We start from the raw sequence: 15,683 nt of genomic DNA, 5'->3' as shown, positions 1-15,683 counted from the left end.
TCCTTTTCAAACTCCGCTCATGCTGTTTTGGCAACTCCCAGCGACGCCCTGCGCCGCGTCCTGGCGCGTGCCCAGCCACCAGAAAAACGCGGCCAGCGCCACGGCCGAAGCCTGTCCCAGCGCCAATTTCAATGCGCTGTCGAACAGCAACGGTGCGACAAAACCGGACACCAGCGCAAACACGAGCATTTGCACGAAGTTTTGCAACGAGGCGGCAAGGCCCCGCATCTGCGGGAAGATGTCGAGCGTCGACATGGTCATGCCCGGCAAGGCCAGCGACATGCCGAACGCGTACAGCATCACGGGCACGACGGCGAACGGGATGCTGGCCGCGAACCAATGGTTATATGCAATGTTGAGCGCTCCCGTGGCGACCATGGCCAGCAAGCCCCAGCGCACCAGCACGGTGCTTTTCACCGCATGGGCGAGCTTGCCCGACAGCGCCGAGCCGCCCACCAGGCCCGCCACCATGGGGATGAACATCCAGCCGAACGCCGTTTCCGGCAAGCGCAGCAATTCCAGGATGAAATGCGGCGCGGACGCGATGTACAGGGCAAAGCCGCCAAACGCGAAGGCCACGGCCAGCGAACGCAGCAGGAAAGCGCGGTGGCGCAAGGCCAGCCAGTAATTGCGCGCGATGTTGCCTGGGTGGAAGGATTGGCGTTGCTCGACGGCTAGACTTTCCGGCAAGCCTTTCAGGCAGGCGAGCGCCAGCAGCACCGTGACGGAAAACGTGAAGACGAACGTCGATTGCCAGCCATACGCCACGTGCAGCCAGCCGCCGATGATGGGCGCGATGGCGGGCGCGATGCCGAACACCATCATGATATTGGCCAGCATCTTTTGCGCGGCCGCGCCCGACAAGCTGTCGCGCACGATGGCTTGCCCGATCACCCGGCCCGCCCCCGCCGAGGCGCCCTGCATGCCGCGGAAGAACAACAGCCAGCCAAAGCTGGGCGCGAAGGCGGCGCCGATGGAGCCGACGGCAAAGATCAGCAGCGAGGCGAGGATCACGGGACGGCGGCCGAAGGAGTCGGACAAAGTGCCGTAGAACAAGGTCATGAAGGCATACGCGGCCAGGTAGACGCTCAGGGTCTGCTGCACCAGCACGCTGCTGACGTCGAAATGCGTGCCGATCGCGGGAAACGACGGCAGGAAGGTATCCGTGGCGAACGGGCCCAGCATGGCCAGCCCCGCCAGCACCAGGGTCAGGTTGCGCGCCTTCATGCGAGCGCCTGCGCGGCATGCTGACGGCGCAAGCCATCGAGGGCGGCCAGCGAGAACGCGGCGACATGCTGCGCGATGCTGGCCGTGCCCGCCTCGTCATAGGTGATTTCCGGCGCCACCAGTTCATGCACGATGCGCGAACGGGCGTAGAACACGGCCTGGCCGATCACGCTGAACACGCATTTCTGCACCACGTCCGCCGGCATGGCCTGCCCCACCACGCCACGGATCAAGCCCGTAAACAGCGCATGGTGCGCACGCACATCGCGGTCTGCCAGCATGTGGATGGCGGCCGTCGGCTCGATCAGTTCGCGCGCCACCAGGCGGCTGAACAGCGAAGCCGGTCCCGGACGCAGCATGTCGAATACCATCGATTGTATCGCCAGGCGCAACTGTTCCACGGGCGCCACGGCTGCCGCAGTGCCGGCGTCCGGCGCGGCAGCGGCCGAGGCACGCGCCAGCGCGCGCGCATGGTCGAAGGCGGCCAGGTACAGCTCTTCCTTGCCATGAAAGTAATAATTGACCATCGCCACGTTGACGTGGGCCGCTTCGCAAATCCGGCGCACGGACGCGAGCCGGTAGCCTTCGTCGGCAAACAGCTGCACCGCCACCTGCAGGATGCGCGCGCGGGCCGGTTCCGTTTCCTGCTCGCTTCTCTTTTCTTCCGTCATGCCATTCCCATCGTTTAAACAGCTGTTTAATACAGTATGGAATTATATCAAACAGCCGTTTAACTTTCAGGCGGTCGCAAAAAAGCCCGGCGAACCGGGCTTTTCAAGGGCGTATCGGCAGCTTAATGCTTCATGGCCGGCATCGGGGCCGAGGCGGCGCCCAGCGGACGGGCCACGGCATTGACTTCGATGGTTTCGCGGCGCTTGTCCTCGCCTTCGACGACGAGGGTCAGCGGAATCTTGTCGCCCGCCTTCACCTGTCCTTTGAGTTCCAGCAGCATGACGTGGTAGCCGCCCGGCTTCAATTCGACGGCTTTGCCGGCTGGCAAGGCGATTTCCTTGACCTGGCGCATGCGCATCATATTGTCCGTCATGCTCATTTCGTGGATTTCCGCCACGCCCGCCACGGGCGAGCGCACTTCCAGCAGGCGCATGGCTTTCGGCGCCGTGATCTGCATGAAGGCGCCCGTGGCTTTTTGCTGCGGCACGGTGGCGCGCACCCACGGGTCGGTGATTTGCACGGAAGTCTGGGCAACGGCGGAGAAGGACAGCACGGTCAGGGCCGCGGCCAGCAGGGTTTTGACATGGGTCATGATTATTCCTTTCGTGATAGTTACAAGGTGTATTTCGATTTCATCAAGGTCTTGATGTCTTGCACGCACTCGTCGCCCGTCAACTGGTGCTTCAAGCCCAGGCGCATGCGCCCCTCGTTATCGAGCACATAGCTGATGGCCGTATGGTCCATCGTGTACGAGCTGCCGCTGGGCACGCGGCGGTAGAAGACCTTGTAATTGAAGGCCGTCTGCGCCGTCGCCTGCGGGTCCGTGCGCAAGCCGAGGAAGCTGGGGTCGAAGGCGCGCATGTATTCGCCCAGCAACTCGGGCGTATCGCGCTCGGGGTCGATGCTGATGAAGATCACTTGCAGCTTGTCGGCATCGGCGCCCAGCTTCTGGCGGATTTCCAGCGCGCGCGACAGGGCCGTCGGGCACACGTCCGGACATTGCGTAAAGCCAAAGAAAACCATCACATACTTGCCCTTGAAGTCGGCCAGGGTGTAGACCTTGCCGTCGGGGCCGCTCAATTTGAAGTCGGGCTTGTAATCGCCTCCCGTCAAGTCGAGACCGTTGTAATGGGGTTTGGGCGCTTGTTCGCAAGCGGCAAGCGTAAGCAATCCCGCCGTGCCGGCGAGAAGGAAAAGACGACGTTTCATGGCATTCTGGCCCGATGGGCGTAGTGGATACAGTTAAGACGTGGAAAGCGTGACGGCTGCGTTCAGGCAGCCGCAGGGGGGCCGCGCGGGCTGGCGGCCAGCCACGCGAACGGAGCCCGCGGCGCCTGGTAAAACAGGGGCGGATACAGATCGTGGCCCGTGATGACGGGCAGCGTCGATGACGACGGCGGCGGCAAGCCCACGCTGCCCGCATGGCTCATGCAGAACGGGCAATGTTCGATGTGGTGCAGCACGGAATCGGTGGTGGACTTGGCGGCCGGCGCCAGGTCCGCTTGCGTGTAGACGGCGCCGCTGGCCGAGCAGATCTCGACGGCCGCATTGTTCGCGTTGGCGTGCCGCGAGGCAAACGCATACGACAGGGATGGCGACAGCGCATTGAGCAGTATCGCCAGGCAGGCGAACCACATATGCCACTGTTTGCGCTTCAATAATGATCCCATGGCCCCGATTATAACGGAGTCTGGCTATCCGGGCGCCTGGCCGCGCAGGAACAGGCTGGGACGCACGCCCGCCACGTCCACGCAGGCGTCGCAAAACGCGGGGATCGAGGCAAAGCCGGAACCGGCCGCCACTTGCGCCAGGTCGCGTTCGCCGTCTTCGCCGTCGGCATCCGCTTGCGCCGCCGTGTGCAGCGCGTGCGCCAGGCGCTGTTCGCGCACCAGACTGAGCAGTGCCTCGCCCTCGGCAAACAGGCGCGCCCGCGCCTTGTGCGGCGTCACTTGCCACAGGGCCGCCAGGCGGGCCGCCGTCCACTTGCCTTGCGGCGTATCAAAGATGTGCTGCGCCAGCGCCTGGCTCCAGCGCTTGCCGCCGCCGTGGCCGCCCTCCGCCTCCTCGCCTTCCAGCGCCAGGGTGAACACGGCCGGCTTGCCCCGCCCCGGCATCACGTCGCAGGCAAAGCGCAAGAAGGCGGGCACGACGAAACTGTCGCCGCTGGCCAGTTTCTTGGTGGCGATTTCATTGTGCAAAGTCACAAAACCCTGGCGCACGGTAACGCGCAGCCGGAGCGGAAAGCGCAAGCCCAGCAAGTGCAAGGGATGATCGGAAACGAGGGCCATGCGTCAGGTCAAGGTGGTGAACGAGCCGCCAGCATGCCACACATCGCGCGCCGGGTCTGTCATCACAGTGACGCCACGCCGTAGCGGCGCAAGCCGTCGAGGTCGACGACGCGGATGGATTGGTAGGCAATGCTGATCAAGTTCAGTTCGGCCAGATGGCCCAGCGCCTGGTTCACGCGCTGGCGCGAAATGCCCGTCAACAAGCCGATTTCTTCCTGCGACAGCTCAAGCACGCTGGACGTGCGCGGATATAACATGGGGTGGAACAATTGCGCGATGGCTTGCGCCACTTGCGCGTCGACGGCCAGCAGGCGCTGGTTCTGGATGGTGGCGATGAATTGGCCCATGCGCTCGTTCAACTGGCGGATGACGAAGGCATTGAAGGACAGGCTCTCGGCCAGCAACAGGTGAAACAGGTCCACCGGCACGAGGAGGATGCTCGATGCGCGCACGGCCACCACGTCGTAACGGCGCAGTTCGCGCTTGAGCACGCTGCCCTCGCCGCACCAGCCGCCGGCCGGCACGCCGGAAAACGTGGCACCGCGCCCGTCGGCGTTGTAGACGGCCAGCTTGATCAAGCCCGTGTGCACGCCGATCCAGTGCGCCGACGGTTCGCCGCGCCGCGTGATGAAGGCGCCCGCCTCGTAATGCCGCAGCACGCTGTCGGCGCGCAACAGGGTCTGATGCCGCGCGTCGAGGGCCGTGAACCAGTCATGGCTGTCGAGTTCTGGCACGGCAAGGCCTACACTATCGTTGCTATCCATTCCACCCTTCAGTTGTCACTAAGATGACAGTGATTTTCCAGCACCGGTGCTATGCTAACCGGTATCAATCCCGAAACAGGGAGCTATAGAATTTTATTTACCAGGAGACAAGCATGACACCTGATTTCAATACCGGCCTCGGCAAAAACAGCGCCAACTACGCCGCCCTCACCCCGCTCGACTATATCGCCAGGGCAGCGGCAGTATATGGCAATCGCCTGGCAATTGCACATGGCGCCGTGCGCCAGACGTGGCGCGAAACGTATGCGCGCACGCGCCGCCTGGCATCCGGTCTCATCAAACTGGGCGTGGGCACGGGCGACACGGTCGCCGTGATGTTGCCGAACACGCCCGCCATGGTGGAAGCGAGCTTCGGCGTCCCGATGGCCGGCGCCGTCCTCAACGCCCTGAACATCCGCCTCGACCTGGCCTCGCTGACCTTCATGCTGCGCCACGGCCAGGCGAAAGTCTTGCTGGCCGATACGGAATTTGCCGAGCTGGCACGCCAGATGGCGGCGCAGATTCCCGGCTTGCGCGTGATCCAGGTCAACGACGTGCTGGGACCGGAAGTGGACGCCTTTTCCGACCTCGACTACGAAAGCTTGCTGGCCAGCGGCGACCCCGATTACGACTGGCAGCCGCCCGCCGACGAGTGGGACGCCATCGCCCTGAACTACACGTCCGGCACCACGGGCGACCCGAAAGGCGTCGTCTATCACCACCGCGGCGCGGCCCTGAACGCCCTGTCGAACATATTAGAGTGGGACATGCCCAAGCATGCCGTGTATTTATGGACGTTACCGATGTTCCACTGCAACGGCTGGTGCTTCCCGTGGACGGTGGCCGCGCGCGCCGGCGTCAACGTGTGCCTGCGCAAGTTCGAGCCGAAGCTCGTGTTCGACCTGATGCGCGAATTGCGCATCACCCACTATTGCGCCGCGCCCATCGTGCACGCGGCGCTGGCCAACGCGCCCGCCAACTGGCGCGACGGCATCGACTGGACCGTGCGCGGCATGGTGGCCGGCGCGCCGCCGCCGGCGGCCATGGTGGCGAAGATCGAAGCCATGGGTTTCGACTTGATCCACTCGTATGGCTTGACGGAAGTGTATGGCCCGGCCGCCATCTGCGCCGAGCAGGACGAGTGGGCGGCCCTGTCGCAGGAAGAACGCGCCGTACTCAAATCGCGCCAGGGCGTGCGCTACCACTTGCAAAGCGCCGTGGCCGTGATCGACCCGGAAACCATGCAGCACGTGGCGGCCGACGGCGAACAGATCGGCGAAATCATGTTCCGCGGCAATATCTGCATGAAGGGTTATTTAAAGAATGAAAAGGCGACGCAGGAAGCGTTTGCGGGCGGCTGGTTCCACACGGGCGACCTGGGTGTCATGTATCCGGACGGCTACATCAAGCTGAAGGACCGCAGCAAGGACATCATCATTTCCGGCGGAGAAAACATTTCCAGCGTGGAAGTGGAAGACGCGCTGTACCACCACCCGCAAGTGCTGGCCGCCGCCGTCATCGCCCAGCCGGACGAAAAATGGGGCGAGACGCCGTGCGCATTTGTCGAGCTGCGCGAAGGCGGCACGGTGACGGAAGCGGAATTGATCGCCTTCTGCAAGAATAACCTGGCCGGATTCAAGGTGCCGAAAGCCATTTATTTCGGTCCCCTGCCCCGCACGTCGACGGGCAAGATCCAGAAGTTCGAATTGCGCAAGCGCATGCAGTCGGACAAGGCCATCGACGTCTAGGCTTAGCCGCCCTTGCCTGTCAGCCACGCCGGCTGCGCCACCACCAGGCGCGAGAAGCTGGCGATGCTGGCCACGGCGGCGAAGCCTGCCGCCAGGCACAGCGCATACGTCGTGCCCCGGCTGGCGGAAACCGTGAAGCAATACGCGACCAGCGCCGCGCCCGTCGCTTGCCCGATCAGGCGCGACGTGGCCACCACGCCGCTGGCGCCGCCTGCCCGCTCGGGCGGCGCGCTGCCCATGATGGCTTTCAGATTGGGCGCCTGGAAGAAACCGAAACCGATGCCGCACAGGGCCATGCGCCAGCCGATGTCGAACACGCTGGGGTGGGCCGGTATCCACACGAGTGTCAGCAAGCCGCCGGCCAGCGCCGCCAAGCCGATGCCGCCCAGCACGCCAGGCGAATAGCGGTCGCTGAGCCGTCCGGCGACGGGCGCCATCACGGCCACCAGCACGGCCCACGGCGTCATCAAAAAGCCCGTCTCGACGGGTGAACGGCCCAGGGTGACTTCAAAATAGAATGGCAGCGAGACGAAGGCCAGCCCCTGCGCGGCAAACGTGCAGATGGCCGTCAGCGACGACAGCAAGAACAGGGGACGGCGGAACAGGTCGATCGGCAGCATGGGCGCCGCATGCCCGGCCTGGCGGCGCAGCAGCAAAATAAAGAACACCACCACCGCCACCAGTTCCGGCAGCAGGGTCGACAGCGCCGCGTGGTGGGCCGCGTCGCCAAACAACAGGATCAGCAAGCCGAAGGCGCCCACGTTGTACAGCGCCGTGCGCGCATCGAGGGTATGCCCGGACAACTTGGTGGCCGGCAGCATGCGGCTGGCGAGGAAGAAGCCGGCCACGCCCAGCGGCACGTTGATGGCGAACAGCCATGGCCACGACGCCGTCGCCAGGATCAAGGAGGCGGCCGTGGGCCCGATGGCGAACGCGACGGCCACCACCAGCGCGTTGTTGCCGAACGCGCGGCCCAGCAAGTGTTTAGGGTACAGGGCGCGCAGCAGGGCCGTATTGACGCTCATCATGGCGCTGGCGCCGACGCCCTGGAACAAACGCGCCACCACCAGCGACGGCAAGGACCAAGCCAGCGCGCACGCGAGCGAGGCCAACGTAAACAGGAACATGCCGGAGATAAACACGCGCCGGTAGCCGGCGATTTCGCCCAGCGCGGAAAACGGCAGCAGGGTCGCCACCATGGCCAGCTGATACACGTTGACGATCCAGACGGAAGCGGCCGGCGTCGTGTGCAGCTCGCCGGCGATGGCCGGCAAGGCCGTGTTGGCGATCGCCGTATCGAGCGAAGCCATGCCCACGCCGATGGCCAGCGCCAGCATGGCCCATACACGGGCGCCGGGCGGCAAGCCATCCTCGCCCACCATCACGGCTTGCGTTTGCTGCCGCATAGACTGCTGCATACACTACCTGTTCATCTTGCTGATCCGGCCAATACACTAACATGTATGTAAGAAACCTGCAGGACAGGCCAGCTTATTTCTGGCAATCGATGACCTTGAAATCTTTCGAGTAGCAGATGCGCAACTCGCCCGAATGCTTTTCATAGCCGAGCCAGCGGCCCTTCAATTGCGGATTATGCTGCTTCATCCACTGGAACAACTCATTCTTGGGCATGCTGGAGTCCGGCAACTTCAAGGCCTGGAACAGCTCGCGTTCCTTCTCGAAATACTGCTTGGCCGTATCGAAATCGCAAGCGCCATGCTTTTCCCATTCGCCCTGCAGCAAGGCTTCGCCCGGCTGCATGCACATATAGGGCAGGATCTCGGACGGCGCCAGCTTCGGCAAATTGCCCTTGCAGTAACGCGGATGCAACTCCGTCTTGCGTGGCGGCGTCACGGAAATGTCGTCGCAGCTGGCCGGGTTGTTCGACTGTGCCCACAGGCCATGCACGATCCAGCCGAAGTGGTTGCTATCGGCGCACTGGAAGGCAGCCTTCTTCGACACGGCGCCACGGCGGCGCTGGCTGTCGCAAAAGCCTGGCGACCACGACAGCGCCAACATGAAGTAATCGGTGGGCACGTTGGTGCTTTGCTTGTAGCACGTGTTTTTCTCGTCGGACGGCTTGACGTCGTAATCGTAGTAGCTGACGTTGCGGGGAATGGCGCAGCTGGCGTCGGCCGCGTGGACGGCGCCGGCAGACAGGCTGAGGAACACGGCGGCCAGCGCGGGCAAGACAGTTCTCAATTGCATCGGGTTTCCCTTTCAGAATATAAAACGCCGGCAACTGAGTGCCGGCGCGGTATCAATCAAACAAGTTGATCAGCAAACCTTGTGCATCCAGCCATGCGTGTCCGGTGCCGTGCCATGCTGCAAGCCCAGCAGCGCTTCGCGCAGGGCCAGCGTGACGGCGCCGTTTTCATTGTTGTTGATCGTCATTTCAAAGCCATTGGCCTTGGCCACGCCCACCGGCGTGATGACGGCGGCCGTGCCGCAGGCGAACACTTCGGTCATGCGGCCCGAGGCGATGTCGTCGCGCCATTGCTGGACAGACAATTTACGCTCTTCCGTTGCATAGCCGAGGTCTTTCGCCATTTCCAGCAGGCTGCGGCGGGTGATGCCTGGCAGCAAGGTGCCCGTCAATTCCGGCGTCACGACGGTGACTTTCTCGCCATCTTTATACACGAAGAAGAGGTTCATGCCGCCCATTTCTTCGATGAATTCGCGGTGCACGGCGTCCAGCCAGACGACCTGATCGCAGCCCTTCTCTTGCGCTTGCGACTGGGCCATCAGGCTGGCCGCGTAGTTGCCCGCGCACTTGGCTTCACCCGTGCCGCCCGGCGCGGCGCGCACGAAGTCTTCGCTGATCCACACGGTGACGGGTTTCACGCCTTTCGGGAAATAGGCGCCGGCCGGCGAGGCGAACAGCACGAACAGGTATTCTTCCGATGGACGCACGCCCAGGTAAGGGTCGGTGGCGATCATCAGCGGACGCATGTACAGGCTCTCGCCCGTGTTCTTCGGCACCCAGTTGCGGTCTTGCGCAATCAGCGCGTCGCCCGCTTCCAGGAACAGCTCGACGGGAATGGCCGGCATGGCCAGGCGCGCGGCGCTGCGGTTGAAGCGTTCCGCGTTTTGTTCCGGACGGAAAGTCTTGATGCTGCCATCGGGCTGCGCGAACGCCTTATAACCTTCGAAGATGGCCTGGCCGTAGTGCAGCGACGACGCGGACGGGTCCAGCATCAAAGGGCCGTAAGCCTTCAGTTCGCCCTGCTGCCATTTACCGTCGCGGTAAGGAATCACCACCATGTGGTCGGTGAAGATGCGGCCGAAGGCGGGATTGACCATGCGCGCGGCGCGTTCGGCGTCGGACAGGGGGTGGGCGGATGGGGTGACGACGAGATTCGGTGTGGAAGTGGTCATGGCAGCAGAAGACGAGTCAGGGAGAATAAAGAGATTCCCTATTGTAGCGCCTAATGCGCGCGGCGAGGCGGCGGATGGCCTTGCAGCAATGTTGCGCCGCATCAAAAGGCGGCGCCGTCAGGCGGCCCGCAGGGGCTTGCCCCGCCCCGCTTGCGCTTCCCCGGCGCACTGGCTGCAGCGCATCTGCACGGAAATCACGTTGGCGCCGATGTCCATGCCGTGCGCCAGCGCCGCCTGGCGCAGCTGCTCCACCAGCGGCGCATTCTGCACCAGCACGCTGCGTTCGCACACGCGGCACACGAGGTAGCAACTGTCCGTTTCCACCTGGTCCGGCTTGATCAGGTAGCGCGCCTTGTTGCCGCTGGCGCTAGCCTCGCGCTCGCGCAGCAGCAAGCCGGCCAGCTCCATTTCCTTGAGCACGCGGTAAATCGTGCCCAGGCTGACGGCAATGCCGATGTGCAGCAGTTGCTGATAAATGCTTTCCGCATTCATCGCTTGTCGCTGCGTGCCGGCCAGCACTTGCAAGATGCAGATGCGCGCGCTGGTCGGGCGCAGGCGCACGGCGCGCAAGCGCTCGAACACGCGGCCATCGCCCTGGTATTGAATGTCTTGCATGGGATTCTCCGCTTGTGCGTTCTGCTCTACTGACATTGCCAAGCGAGAAGCGCAAAAGGGAACCGGGAAATGAAAAAAAGCGCCGTTCCCGACTACTGGAACGGCGCCTTGCGCTACCTCAAACCGGCAACCATCAGAACTTCATGTTGGCCGTCAGGGTTGCCGAGCGGCCCGGTGCCACGCCAGCGTAATGCGGCGAGGAAACCTTGTCGAAGTACAGCTTGTTCGTCAGGTTCTGGATGTTCAGCTGCAGGGTCACGTTGCGGTTGACCACATAGCTGGCCATGGCGTCGAAGCGCGTGTAGGCCGGGGCAAACTTGTTGTTGGCCACGTTCGCATAGACCTTGTCGACGTAGTTCACGCCGCCGCCCACCGTGATGGCGGGCGTGACCAGGTAGGAGGTCCACAGCGAGGCGCTGTTTTTCGGCGTCGTGGGGAACTGGTTGCCGTTGTATGGCGACGGTGCATACACGGGTACCGCCGTCGTGCCCGTATTGACGTAGCCATTGTTTTCCACGATGGCGTTCAGGTGCGTATAGCCGCCGAAGACCGACCATTCCTTGGTGATATTGCCGCTCACGCCCAGCTCGATACCCTTGACTTGCTTGTCGCCCACGTTTTGCGTGCTGCCGTCCGGTGCCGTCACGCGTGCATTGCTCATGTCGCTCTGGAAATAGGCGCCGCTCACGGACAGGCGGCCACCCGGCAGCACTTCCCATTTCGTGCCCAGCTCGAAGCTCTTGCTTTCCTGCGGCTTCAGGTTCTGGATGGCGACCGTCAAGCCGTCGATGCCGTCGCCGCCGTCATTGCCCGGTGGCGTGGACGAGGTGCCGTAGGAAACATACACGCTGCTGTTGGTCGATGGCTTGTACACCAGACCCGCCTGGTAGCTGGCGAAGGTGGCGTGCACCTTGGCGCTGGTGGCGGCGGTGGTCTTGCCGTCGAGCGTGTATTGCGGCGTGTTCAGCGAACTCTTGTAGTCATCCCAGCGGATGCCCACGTTGAGCAGCCATTGCGGCGTGAACTCGATGGTGTCGAAGCCGTACACGGAACGCGTGTTGGTGACGATGTTCGTGCGTGCCGGCGACACAGTGCGTGTGTAGACCCATGGGTCGTTGGCGTTCGGGTTGAGCAACGGTGCACAGTTGTACAGGGTGGCCGCGCCATAGGTCGGGCAGTTGGAACCGACTTTTTCCAGCGGGTTGTTCGTCCCCGGGCTGAACATATAGGAGCTGCGATCCGTTTCCTCGCGGCCGATTTCCAGGCCCACCGTGTAGGTGTGTTTCACGCCGCCGGCCAGGAATTCGCCGCCCAGGCTGGTCGCATTGGCCAGCGCGTCCGTATCGGTCGTGCGCGTGTTGGCGCGGCGCCAGACGGTGCCGTACAGCATGGTGTTGCCCTTGGAATCGTCGGGCTGGGTCCACACGTAGTCATTGCTGGTCTTGCCGTAACGGGTTACGTTGCGCAAAATCAACTTGTTGCCGAAGTCGTGGCGCACGTCGATGGTGCCGATATCGCTTTGCGTGTCGCGGAAATCGCGGTTGACCAGGCCATAGAAGGTGTCGCGCGGCACGTTGACGGGGGTGCCGTTGCCGTTTTTCGATACATTCGCACCCGACGAGAACGGGTTGTTGAACGGCAAGCCGGTGTCCGGCAATTCGCTCGACTGCATGTGGTAGTAGCTGAGGGTCGCCTGCGTGGCCGATTTCAGGCCGAAGGTGATCGATGGCGCGATGCCCCAGCGGTCGCCATTGATGTAGTCGCGGCCGGCCACGTGGGCGTCATGCGCCATCACGTTCAGGCGCACGGCCACGTCGTCGCTGATGACGCGGTTCACGTCGGCCGTGGCGCGGCGGTACTTGGCGCTGCCCAGGCCCACGGTGGCGTTGGTGAAATTGTCGACTTTCGGCGTCTTGCTGATCAGGTTGACGCCGCCGCCCGCGGACGAACGTCCACCGTAGGCCGAGTTCGGGCCCTTGACGACTTCGATTTGTTCCAGCGCAAAGATTTCACGCGATTGGGAACCCGTGTCGCGGATGCCGTCGATATACGTATCCGTTTGCGCGTTGTAGCCGCGGATGAACAGGTTGTCGCCCACAGGGTTGCCGCCTTCGCCGGCGCCGATGGTGATGCCCGGCACGGTGCGCAGCGCATCCGTCAGCGAGACGGCGCCCGTTTGCGAAATGATTTCGGCAGGAATCACGGTGACGGATTTCGGCGTGTCCAGCAGCGGCGCCGTCAGCTTGTCGTTGGCCGATTTGACGGGCGCCTGGATCAGGCGGTCAGCCGTGCCCACGACCTTGACTTCCTGCAACTGCTGCGGCTTGTCCACCGTTTGCGCGTGCAGCGCCAGCGGCATGGCCAGGGTGGCAAACGCGGCCAGGGCCGTGCCATGCATGCGTGGCGCGGAAGTGGTGTGGTGCTTGCGGCTGCGGATGAGGGCTGCCGGCTTGGCGGCGCCCGCTTGGTCTTTCAATGTCATCGCTATCTTTCACTCTATCGGATGGATTAAATTATGGCTGGCTACTGCGCCGTGGCGCCTGGCTGGCTCGTTGATTGCTTGGGTACGACAAAACTAGAACCGCCACAGCGCCGTCATGCGCAACGCCCGGGGCGAGCCGGGCGCGATGTTGTCGTTGCTGTGGGAGGAGGCAAAATATTTTCTGTTGAACAGGTTTTCCACATTCAGCTGCAGCTGAAAATTTCCTTGCGGCTTGAAGTAGACGGCGCCGTCGACGCGGGCAAATCCCGGCAGCGCCACCGTATTCGACACGGACGCATACACGGCGCTGCGGGCAATGATGCCCAGCGCCGCGCCCCAGGCAGGCGAAAAATCGTAGCGGTTCCACAGCGACAGGCTGTGCCGGGGCACATGGGCCACCGTGGCCCCCTCGAATGCCGTGGCCGATTGCGTGGCCGTCAGCACGGCCCGCTGCCAGGCATAGCCGCCGGCGATGTTCCACCCGGGTTGGACCTTGCCTTTCACTTCCAGTTCCAGCCCCTCGCTGCGCTGGCCATCGACCAGCATGGCCCGCGTGGCGTCATTCGGGTCGGTGACGGCGACCTTGCTGCGCGTCAAACGGTACAGGGCCGCGCTGGCCGACAGGTCCGGCGTGGCTTCCCATTTCACGCCCGCTTCCACATTGCGAAAACGTTCAGGTTCAAACACGGCGTTGCTGGGCGTCAATGACGCCAGCTGTTCGCCCGCGCGCGGCAAGAACGATTGGCTGACGCTGGCATACAGCGACAGCGCGGGCACGGGCTGATAGATCAGGGCCGCGCGCGGCGACCACGGCGCATCCGTGCGGGCGATGCGCGCGCCATTGCGGCGGTTGACGAAATCGACGGCGAAGCGCTCGTAGCGCAGGCCGGCAATCGCCTGCCATTGCGGGCTGAAGCGGACCTGGTCCTGCAGGTACAGGGCAGCCGTGTCGGCCACGCCGTGGTTGTCGGCATCCGTGGCGCTGGGACGGAAGGTCACGGGCAAGTCCGTCACGGGGTGCGAAGTGGGCAGGCTGATGTGCGTCACGCCCTCGCCCAGGGTGGTGAAATAGCCGGTGTTGCGCAGATTGTCCGTCGTCTGGCGGCCCAGTTCCCCGCCCGCCGTCAGGCGGTGCCGCACGGCGCCGCTGCTGACCGTCCACTCCACGTCCGTCTGGTTGAACAGGTTGCGCCGCAAGGTGGCGCTGTTGTACGCCAGCACCGTCACGCTGGCCCCATCCGCGCTGACGGGGCCGGGAAAGGCATTCTGGTACAGCTTGTCGTAATCGGCCAGGCGCGTGCGGTTGCGCAAGACCGCACCGCCGGCGAACGCATGCTCGATGGTCACGCCCAGCGCGTCGATGTAAGCCCACGACGGGCTGCTGCCGGCGATGCCGAAAAACGTGGACGGGTCCGTGTCGAACGGCCGGCCTCGGTACGACGGCAGGCCCCGGTCGGTCACGCGGTCGTCGCGAAAATGTTCATAGCTGGCTTGCACGGTGGTGCGCGGCGACAGGCGCCAGGCCACGACGGGGTTGACGGCGCTGCGGCGCACCTTGACGCCCTGGCGAAACGAGCCGCTGTTTTCCGCCATGGCGTTGACGCGCACGGCCACGTCGCCTTTCATGACCTGTTGCAGATCGATGGCGGCGCGCCCGTTGCGCCAGGCGCCCAGGCTCAGCGTTGCTTCGCCGCCATTGACCCACTGCGGCTGCTTGGTGGCCCGGTTGATCACGCCACCGCCGCCGCCATGGCCGAAGACCAGGGCGTTCGGCCCCTTGATGGCCTCGACCGCTTCGATATTGTAGAAATCGCGGTAGTACTGCACGTCGTCGCGCATGCCGTCCAGATAGAAATCCGAGGTCGAGCTGTTGCCGCGCATCACGGCCGTATCGCGGTTGCCCTCGCCTGCGGCCGTGCCCACGCCCGGCATGTAGCGCATGGCGTCGGCCAGGGTGCGCATGTCCTGGTCGCGTATCAATTCGCGGCTCACCACGCTGACGGCCTGCGGCGTGTCATGCAGGGCCGTGTCGTTGCGGCTGGCGGAGGAAGAACTGGTACGGCGGTAGCCATCGTCGCCGCTGCCCTGCACGGTGACGGGCGCCAGCACTTGCAAGCCGGCGCCCTCCCCGTCCAGGTCCGCGCGCAGGGGCGTGGGGGCCAGGCGCACGATGTAACTTCCGTCCGGCAACTGCACGGCCACGAGGCCCGTTCCTGCCAGCAATTGCTGCAAGCCCAGGCCCGTGGCCACGGTGGCGTTCAAGCCGGCGCTGCGTTTGCCCTGCGTCAAGCCACCCTCGGCCGACAGCAAGATGCCCGCCTGGCCCGCGAACTGGCGCAGGGCCTGGCCCAGGGGCGCGGCGGCGATGCGGAAGCTGTGCACGGTCTCTTCCGCCGCCGCTGCCATCGCATGCATGACAGGCACGGCCAGCAACGCCGCAGCCAGGGACAGCGGCAGCAGACGGCGGGCAAACGGCAGGGAGACAGGGTACGGCGGCACGGCATTCCTT

General features: G+C 64.1%; 14 protein-coding genes. 1 reads left to right on the top strand and 13 read right to left on the bottom strand.

Features of this window, described 5'->3' with window-relative positions:
- Positions 1–6: 6 nt before the first annotated feature.
- The 7 genes from O3301_RS19535 to O3301_RS19505 form a co-directional block, all read right to left on the bottom strand.
- A complete protein-coding gene (locus O3301_RS19535; protein ID WP_305057211.1) occupies positions 7–1,227 on the bottom strand; it encodes a multidrug effflux MFS transporter in 1,221 nt (406 codons plus the stop codon).
- On the bottom strand, positions 1,224–1,898 hold the full coding sequence (locus O3301_RS19530; RefSeq protein ID WP_305057210.1) for a CerR family C-terminal domain-containing protein: 675 nt from the start codon (positions 1,896–1,898) through the stop codon (positions 1,224–1,226). Before O3301_RS19530 ends, O3301_RS19535 begins: the two co-directional genes overlap by 4 nt.
- Positions 1,899–2,020: 122 nt before the next feature.
- Positions 2,021–2,491: a copper chaperone PCu(A)C gene (locus O3301_RS19525; RefSeq protein ID WP_099664464.1), complete on the bottom strand. Its 471-nt coding sequence runs from the start codon at positions 2,489–2,491 to the stop codon at positions 2,021–2,023.
- Between the two features lie 20 nt (positions 2,492–2,511).
- Positions 2,512–3,108 (bottom strand): SCO family protein, encoded by a 597-nt coding sequence (locus tag O3301_RS19520; RefSeq protein ID WP_251351250.1) that lies wholly within the window; start codon positions 3,106–3,108, stop codon positions 2,512–2,514.
- Positions 3,109–3,170: 62 nt separating this feature from the next.
- On the bottom strand, positions 3,171–3,536 hold the full coding sequence (locus O3301_RS19515) for a DUF2946 domain-containing protein (protein ID WP_305057209.1): 366 nt from the start codon (positions 3,534–3,536) through the stop codon (positions 3,171–3,173).
- A gap of 57 nt (positions 3,537–3,593) precedes the next feature.
- The gene (locus O3301_RS19510) at positions 3,594–4,187 is read right to left on the bottom strand and encodes a hypothetical protein (protein WP_289915723.1); all 594 of its coding nucleotides are present in this window, start codon (positions 4,185–4,187) and stop codon (positions 3,594–3,596) included.
- A gap of 62 nt (positions 4,188–4,249) precedes the next feature.
- Entirely contained in the window at positions 4,250–4,951 is a 702-nt protein-coding gene (locus O3301_RS19505; RefSeq protein WP_251351247.1) for a Crp/Fnr family transcriptional regulator, read from the bottom strand.
- Positions 4,952–5,064: 113 nt separating this feature from the next.
- Between O3301_RS19505 and O3301_RS19500 the strand changes: the two genes are divergently transcribed.
- On the top strand, positions 5,065–6,699 hold the full coding sequence (locus tag O3301_RS19500) for an acyl-CoA synthetase (RefSeq protein WP_289898928.1): 1,635 nt from the start codon (positions 5,065–5,067) through the stop codon (positions 6,697–6,699).
- 2 nt (positions 6,700–6,701) lie between these two features.
- Here O3301_RS19500 and O3301_RS19495 read toward each other — a convergent pair whose 3' ends face one another.
- The 6 genes from O3301_RS19495 to O3301_RS19470 all read right to left on the bottom strand — a co-directional run bounded on the left by O3301_RS19495 (position 6,702) and on the right by O3301_RS19470 (position 15,673).
- Positions 6,702–8,117: an MFS transporter gene (locus O3301_RS19495; RefSeq protein ID WP_099664469.1), complete on the bottom strand. Its 1,416-nt coding sequence runs from the start codon at positions 8,115–8,117 to the stop codon at positions 6,702–6,704.
- Between the two features lie 73 nt (positions 8,118–8,190).
- On the bottom strand, positions 8,191–8,907 hold the full coding sequence (locus tag O3301_RS19490; protein ID WP_305057208.1) for a hypothetical protein: 717 nt from the start codon (positions 8,905–8,907) through the stop codon (positions 8,191–8,193).
- 69 nt (positions 8,908–8,976) lie between these two features.
- Positions 8,977–10,077 (bottom strand): branched-chain amino acid aminotransferase, encoded by a 1,101-nt coding sequence (locus O3301_RS19485; protein WP_099664470.1) that lies wholly within the window; start codon positions 10,075–10,077, stop codon positions 8,977–8,979.
- Positions 10,078–10,194: 117 nt separating this feature from the next.
- Positions 10,195–10,692 carry a Fur family transcriptional regulator gene (locus tag O3301_RS19480; protein ID WP_305057207.1) on the bottom strand — a complete coding sequence of 166 codons (498 nt, stop codon included), beginning with the start codon at positions 10,690–10,692 and terminating at the stop codon, positions 10,195–10,197.
- A 133-nt stretch (positions 10,693–10,825) separates the two neighbouring features.
- The gene (locus tag O3301_RS19475; protein ID WP_305057206.1) at positions 10,826–13,174 is read right to left on the bottom strand and encodes a TonB-dependent siderophore receptor; all 2,349 of its coding nucleotides are present in this window, start codon (positions 13,172–13,174) and stop codon (positions 10,826–10,828) included.
- A gap of 93 nt (positions 13,175–13,267) precedes the next feature.
- On the bottom strand, positions 13,268–15,673 hold the full coding sequence (locus O3301_RS19470) for a TonB-dependent siderophore receptor (protein ID WP_305057205.1): 2,406 nt from the start codon (positions 15,671–15,673) through the stop codon (positions 13,268–13,270).
- Positions 15,674–15,683 lie beyond the last annotated feature (10 nt).

Origin of the sequence: Janthinobacterium sp. SUN211, assembly GCF_030587315.1 — a bacterium.
Lineage (GTDB): Bacteria > Pseudomonadota > Gammaproteobacteria > Burkholderiales > Burkholderiaceae_D > Janthinobacterium > Janthinobacterium kumbetense.
The sequence above is the reverse complement of the archived record's forward strand: the minus strand, read 5'-3'. Positions and strand labels throughout refer to the sequence as shown.

Bases quoted from the DNA above. Each gene is read 5' to 3' on its own strand.
- O3301_RS19535 (WP_305057211.1), bottom strand. From the start codon at position 1,227: ATGAAGGCGCGCAACCTGACCCTGGTGCTGGCGGGGCTGGCCATGCTG.
- O3301_RS19485 (WP_099664470.1), bottom strand. From the start codon at position 10,077: ATGACCACTTCCACACCGAATCTCGTCGTCACCCCATCCGCCCACCCC.
- O3301_RS19500 (WP_289898928.1), top strand. From the start codon at position 5,065: ATGACACCTGATTTCAATACCGGCCTCGGCAAAAACAGCGCCAACTAC.
- O3301_RS19510 (WP_289915723.1), bottom strand. From the start codon at position 4,187: ATGGCCCTCGTTTCCGATCATCCCTTGCACTTGCTGGGCTTGCGCTTT.
- O3301_RS19505 (WP_251351247.1), bottom strand. From the start codon at position 4,951: ATGGATAGCAACGATAGTGTAGGCCTTGCCGTGCCAGAACTCGACAGC.
- O3301_RS19480 (WP_305057207.1), bottom strand. From the start codon at position 10,692: ATGCAAGACATTCAATACCAGGGCGATGGCCGCGTGTTCGAGCGCTTG.
- O3301_RS19490 (WP_305057208.1), bottom strand. From the start codon at position 8,907: ATGCAATTGAGAACTGTCTTGCCCGCGCTGGCCGCCGTGTTCCTCAGC.
- O3301_RS19475 (WP_305057206.1), bottom strand. From the start codon at position 13,174: ATGACATTGAAAGACCAAGCGGGCGCCGCCAAGCCGGCAGCCCTCATC.
- O3301_RS19525 (WP_099664464.1), bottom strand. From the start codon at position 2,491: ATGACCCATGTCAAAACCCTGCTGGCCGCGGCCCTGACCGTGCTGTCC.
- O3301_RS19520 (WP_251351250.1), bottom strand. From the start codon at position 3,108: ATGAAACGTCGTCTTTTCCTTCTCGCCGGCACGGCGGGATTGCTTACG.
- O3301_RS19495 (WP_099664469.1), bottom strand. From the start codon at position 8,117: ATGCAGCAGTCTATGCGGCAGCAAACGCAAGCCGTGATGGTGGGCGAG.
- O3301_RS19515 (WP_305057209.1), bottom strand. From the start codon at position 3,536: ATGTGGTTCGCCTGCCTGGCGATACTGCTCAATGCGCTGTCGCCATCC.
- O3301_RS19530 (WP_305057210.1), bottom strand. From the start codon at position 1,898: ATGACGGAAGAAAAGAGAAGCGAGCAGGAAACGGAACCGGCCCGCGCG.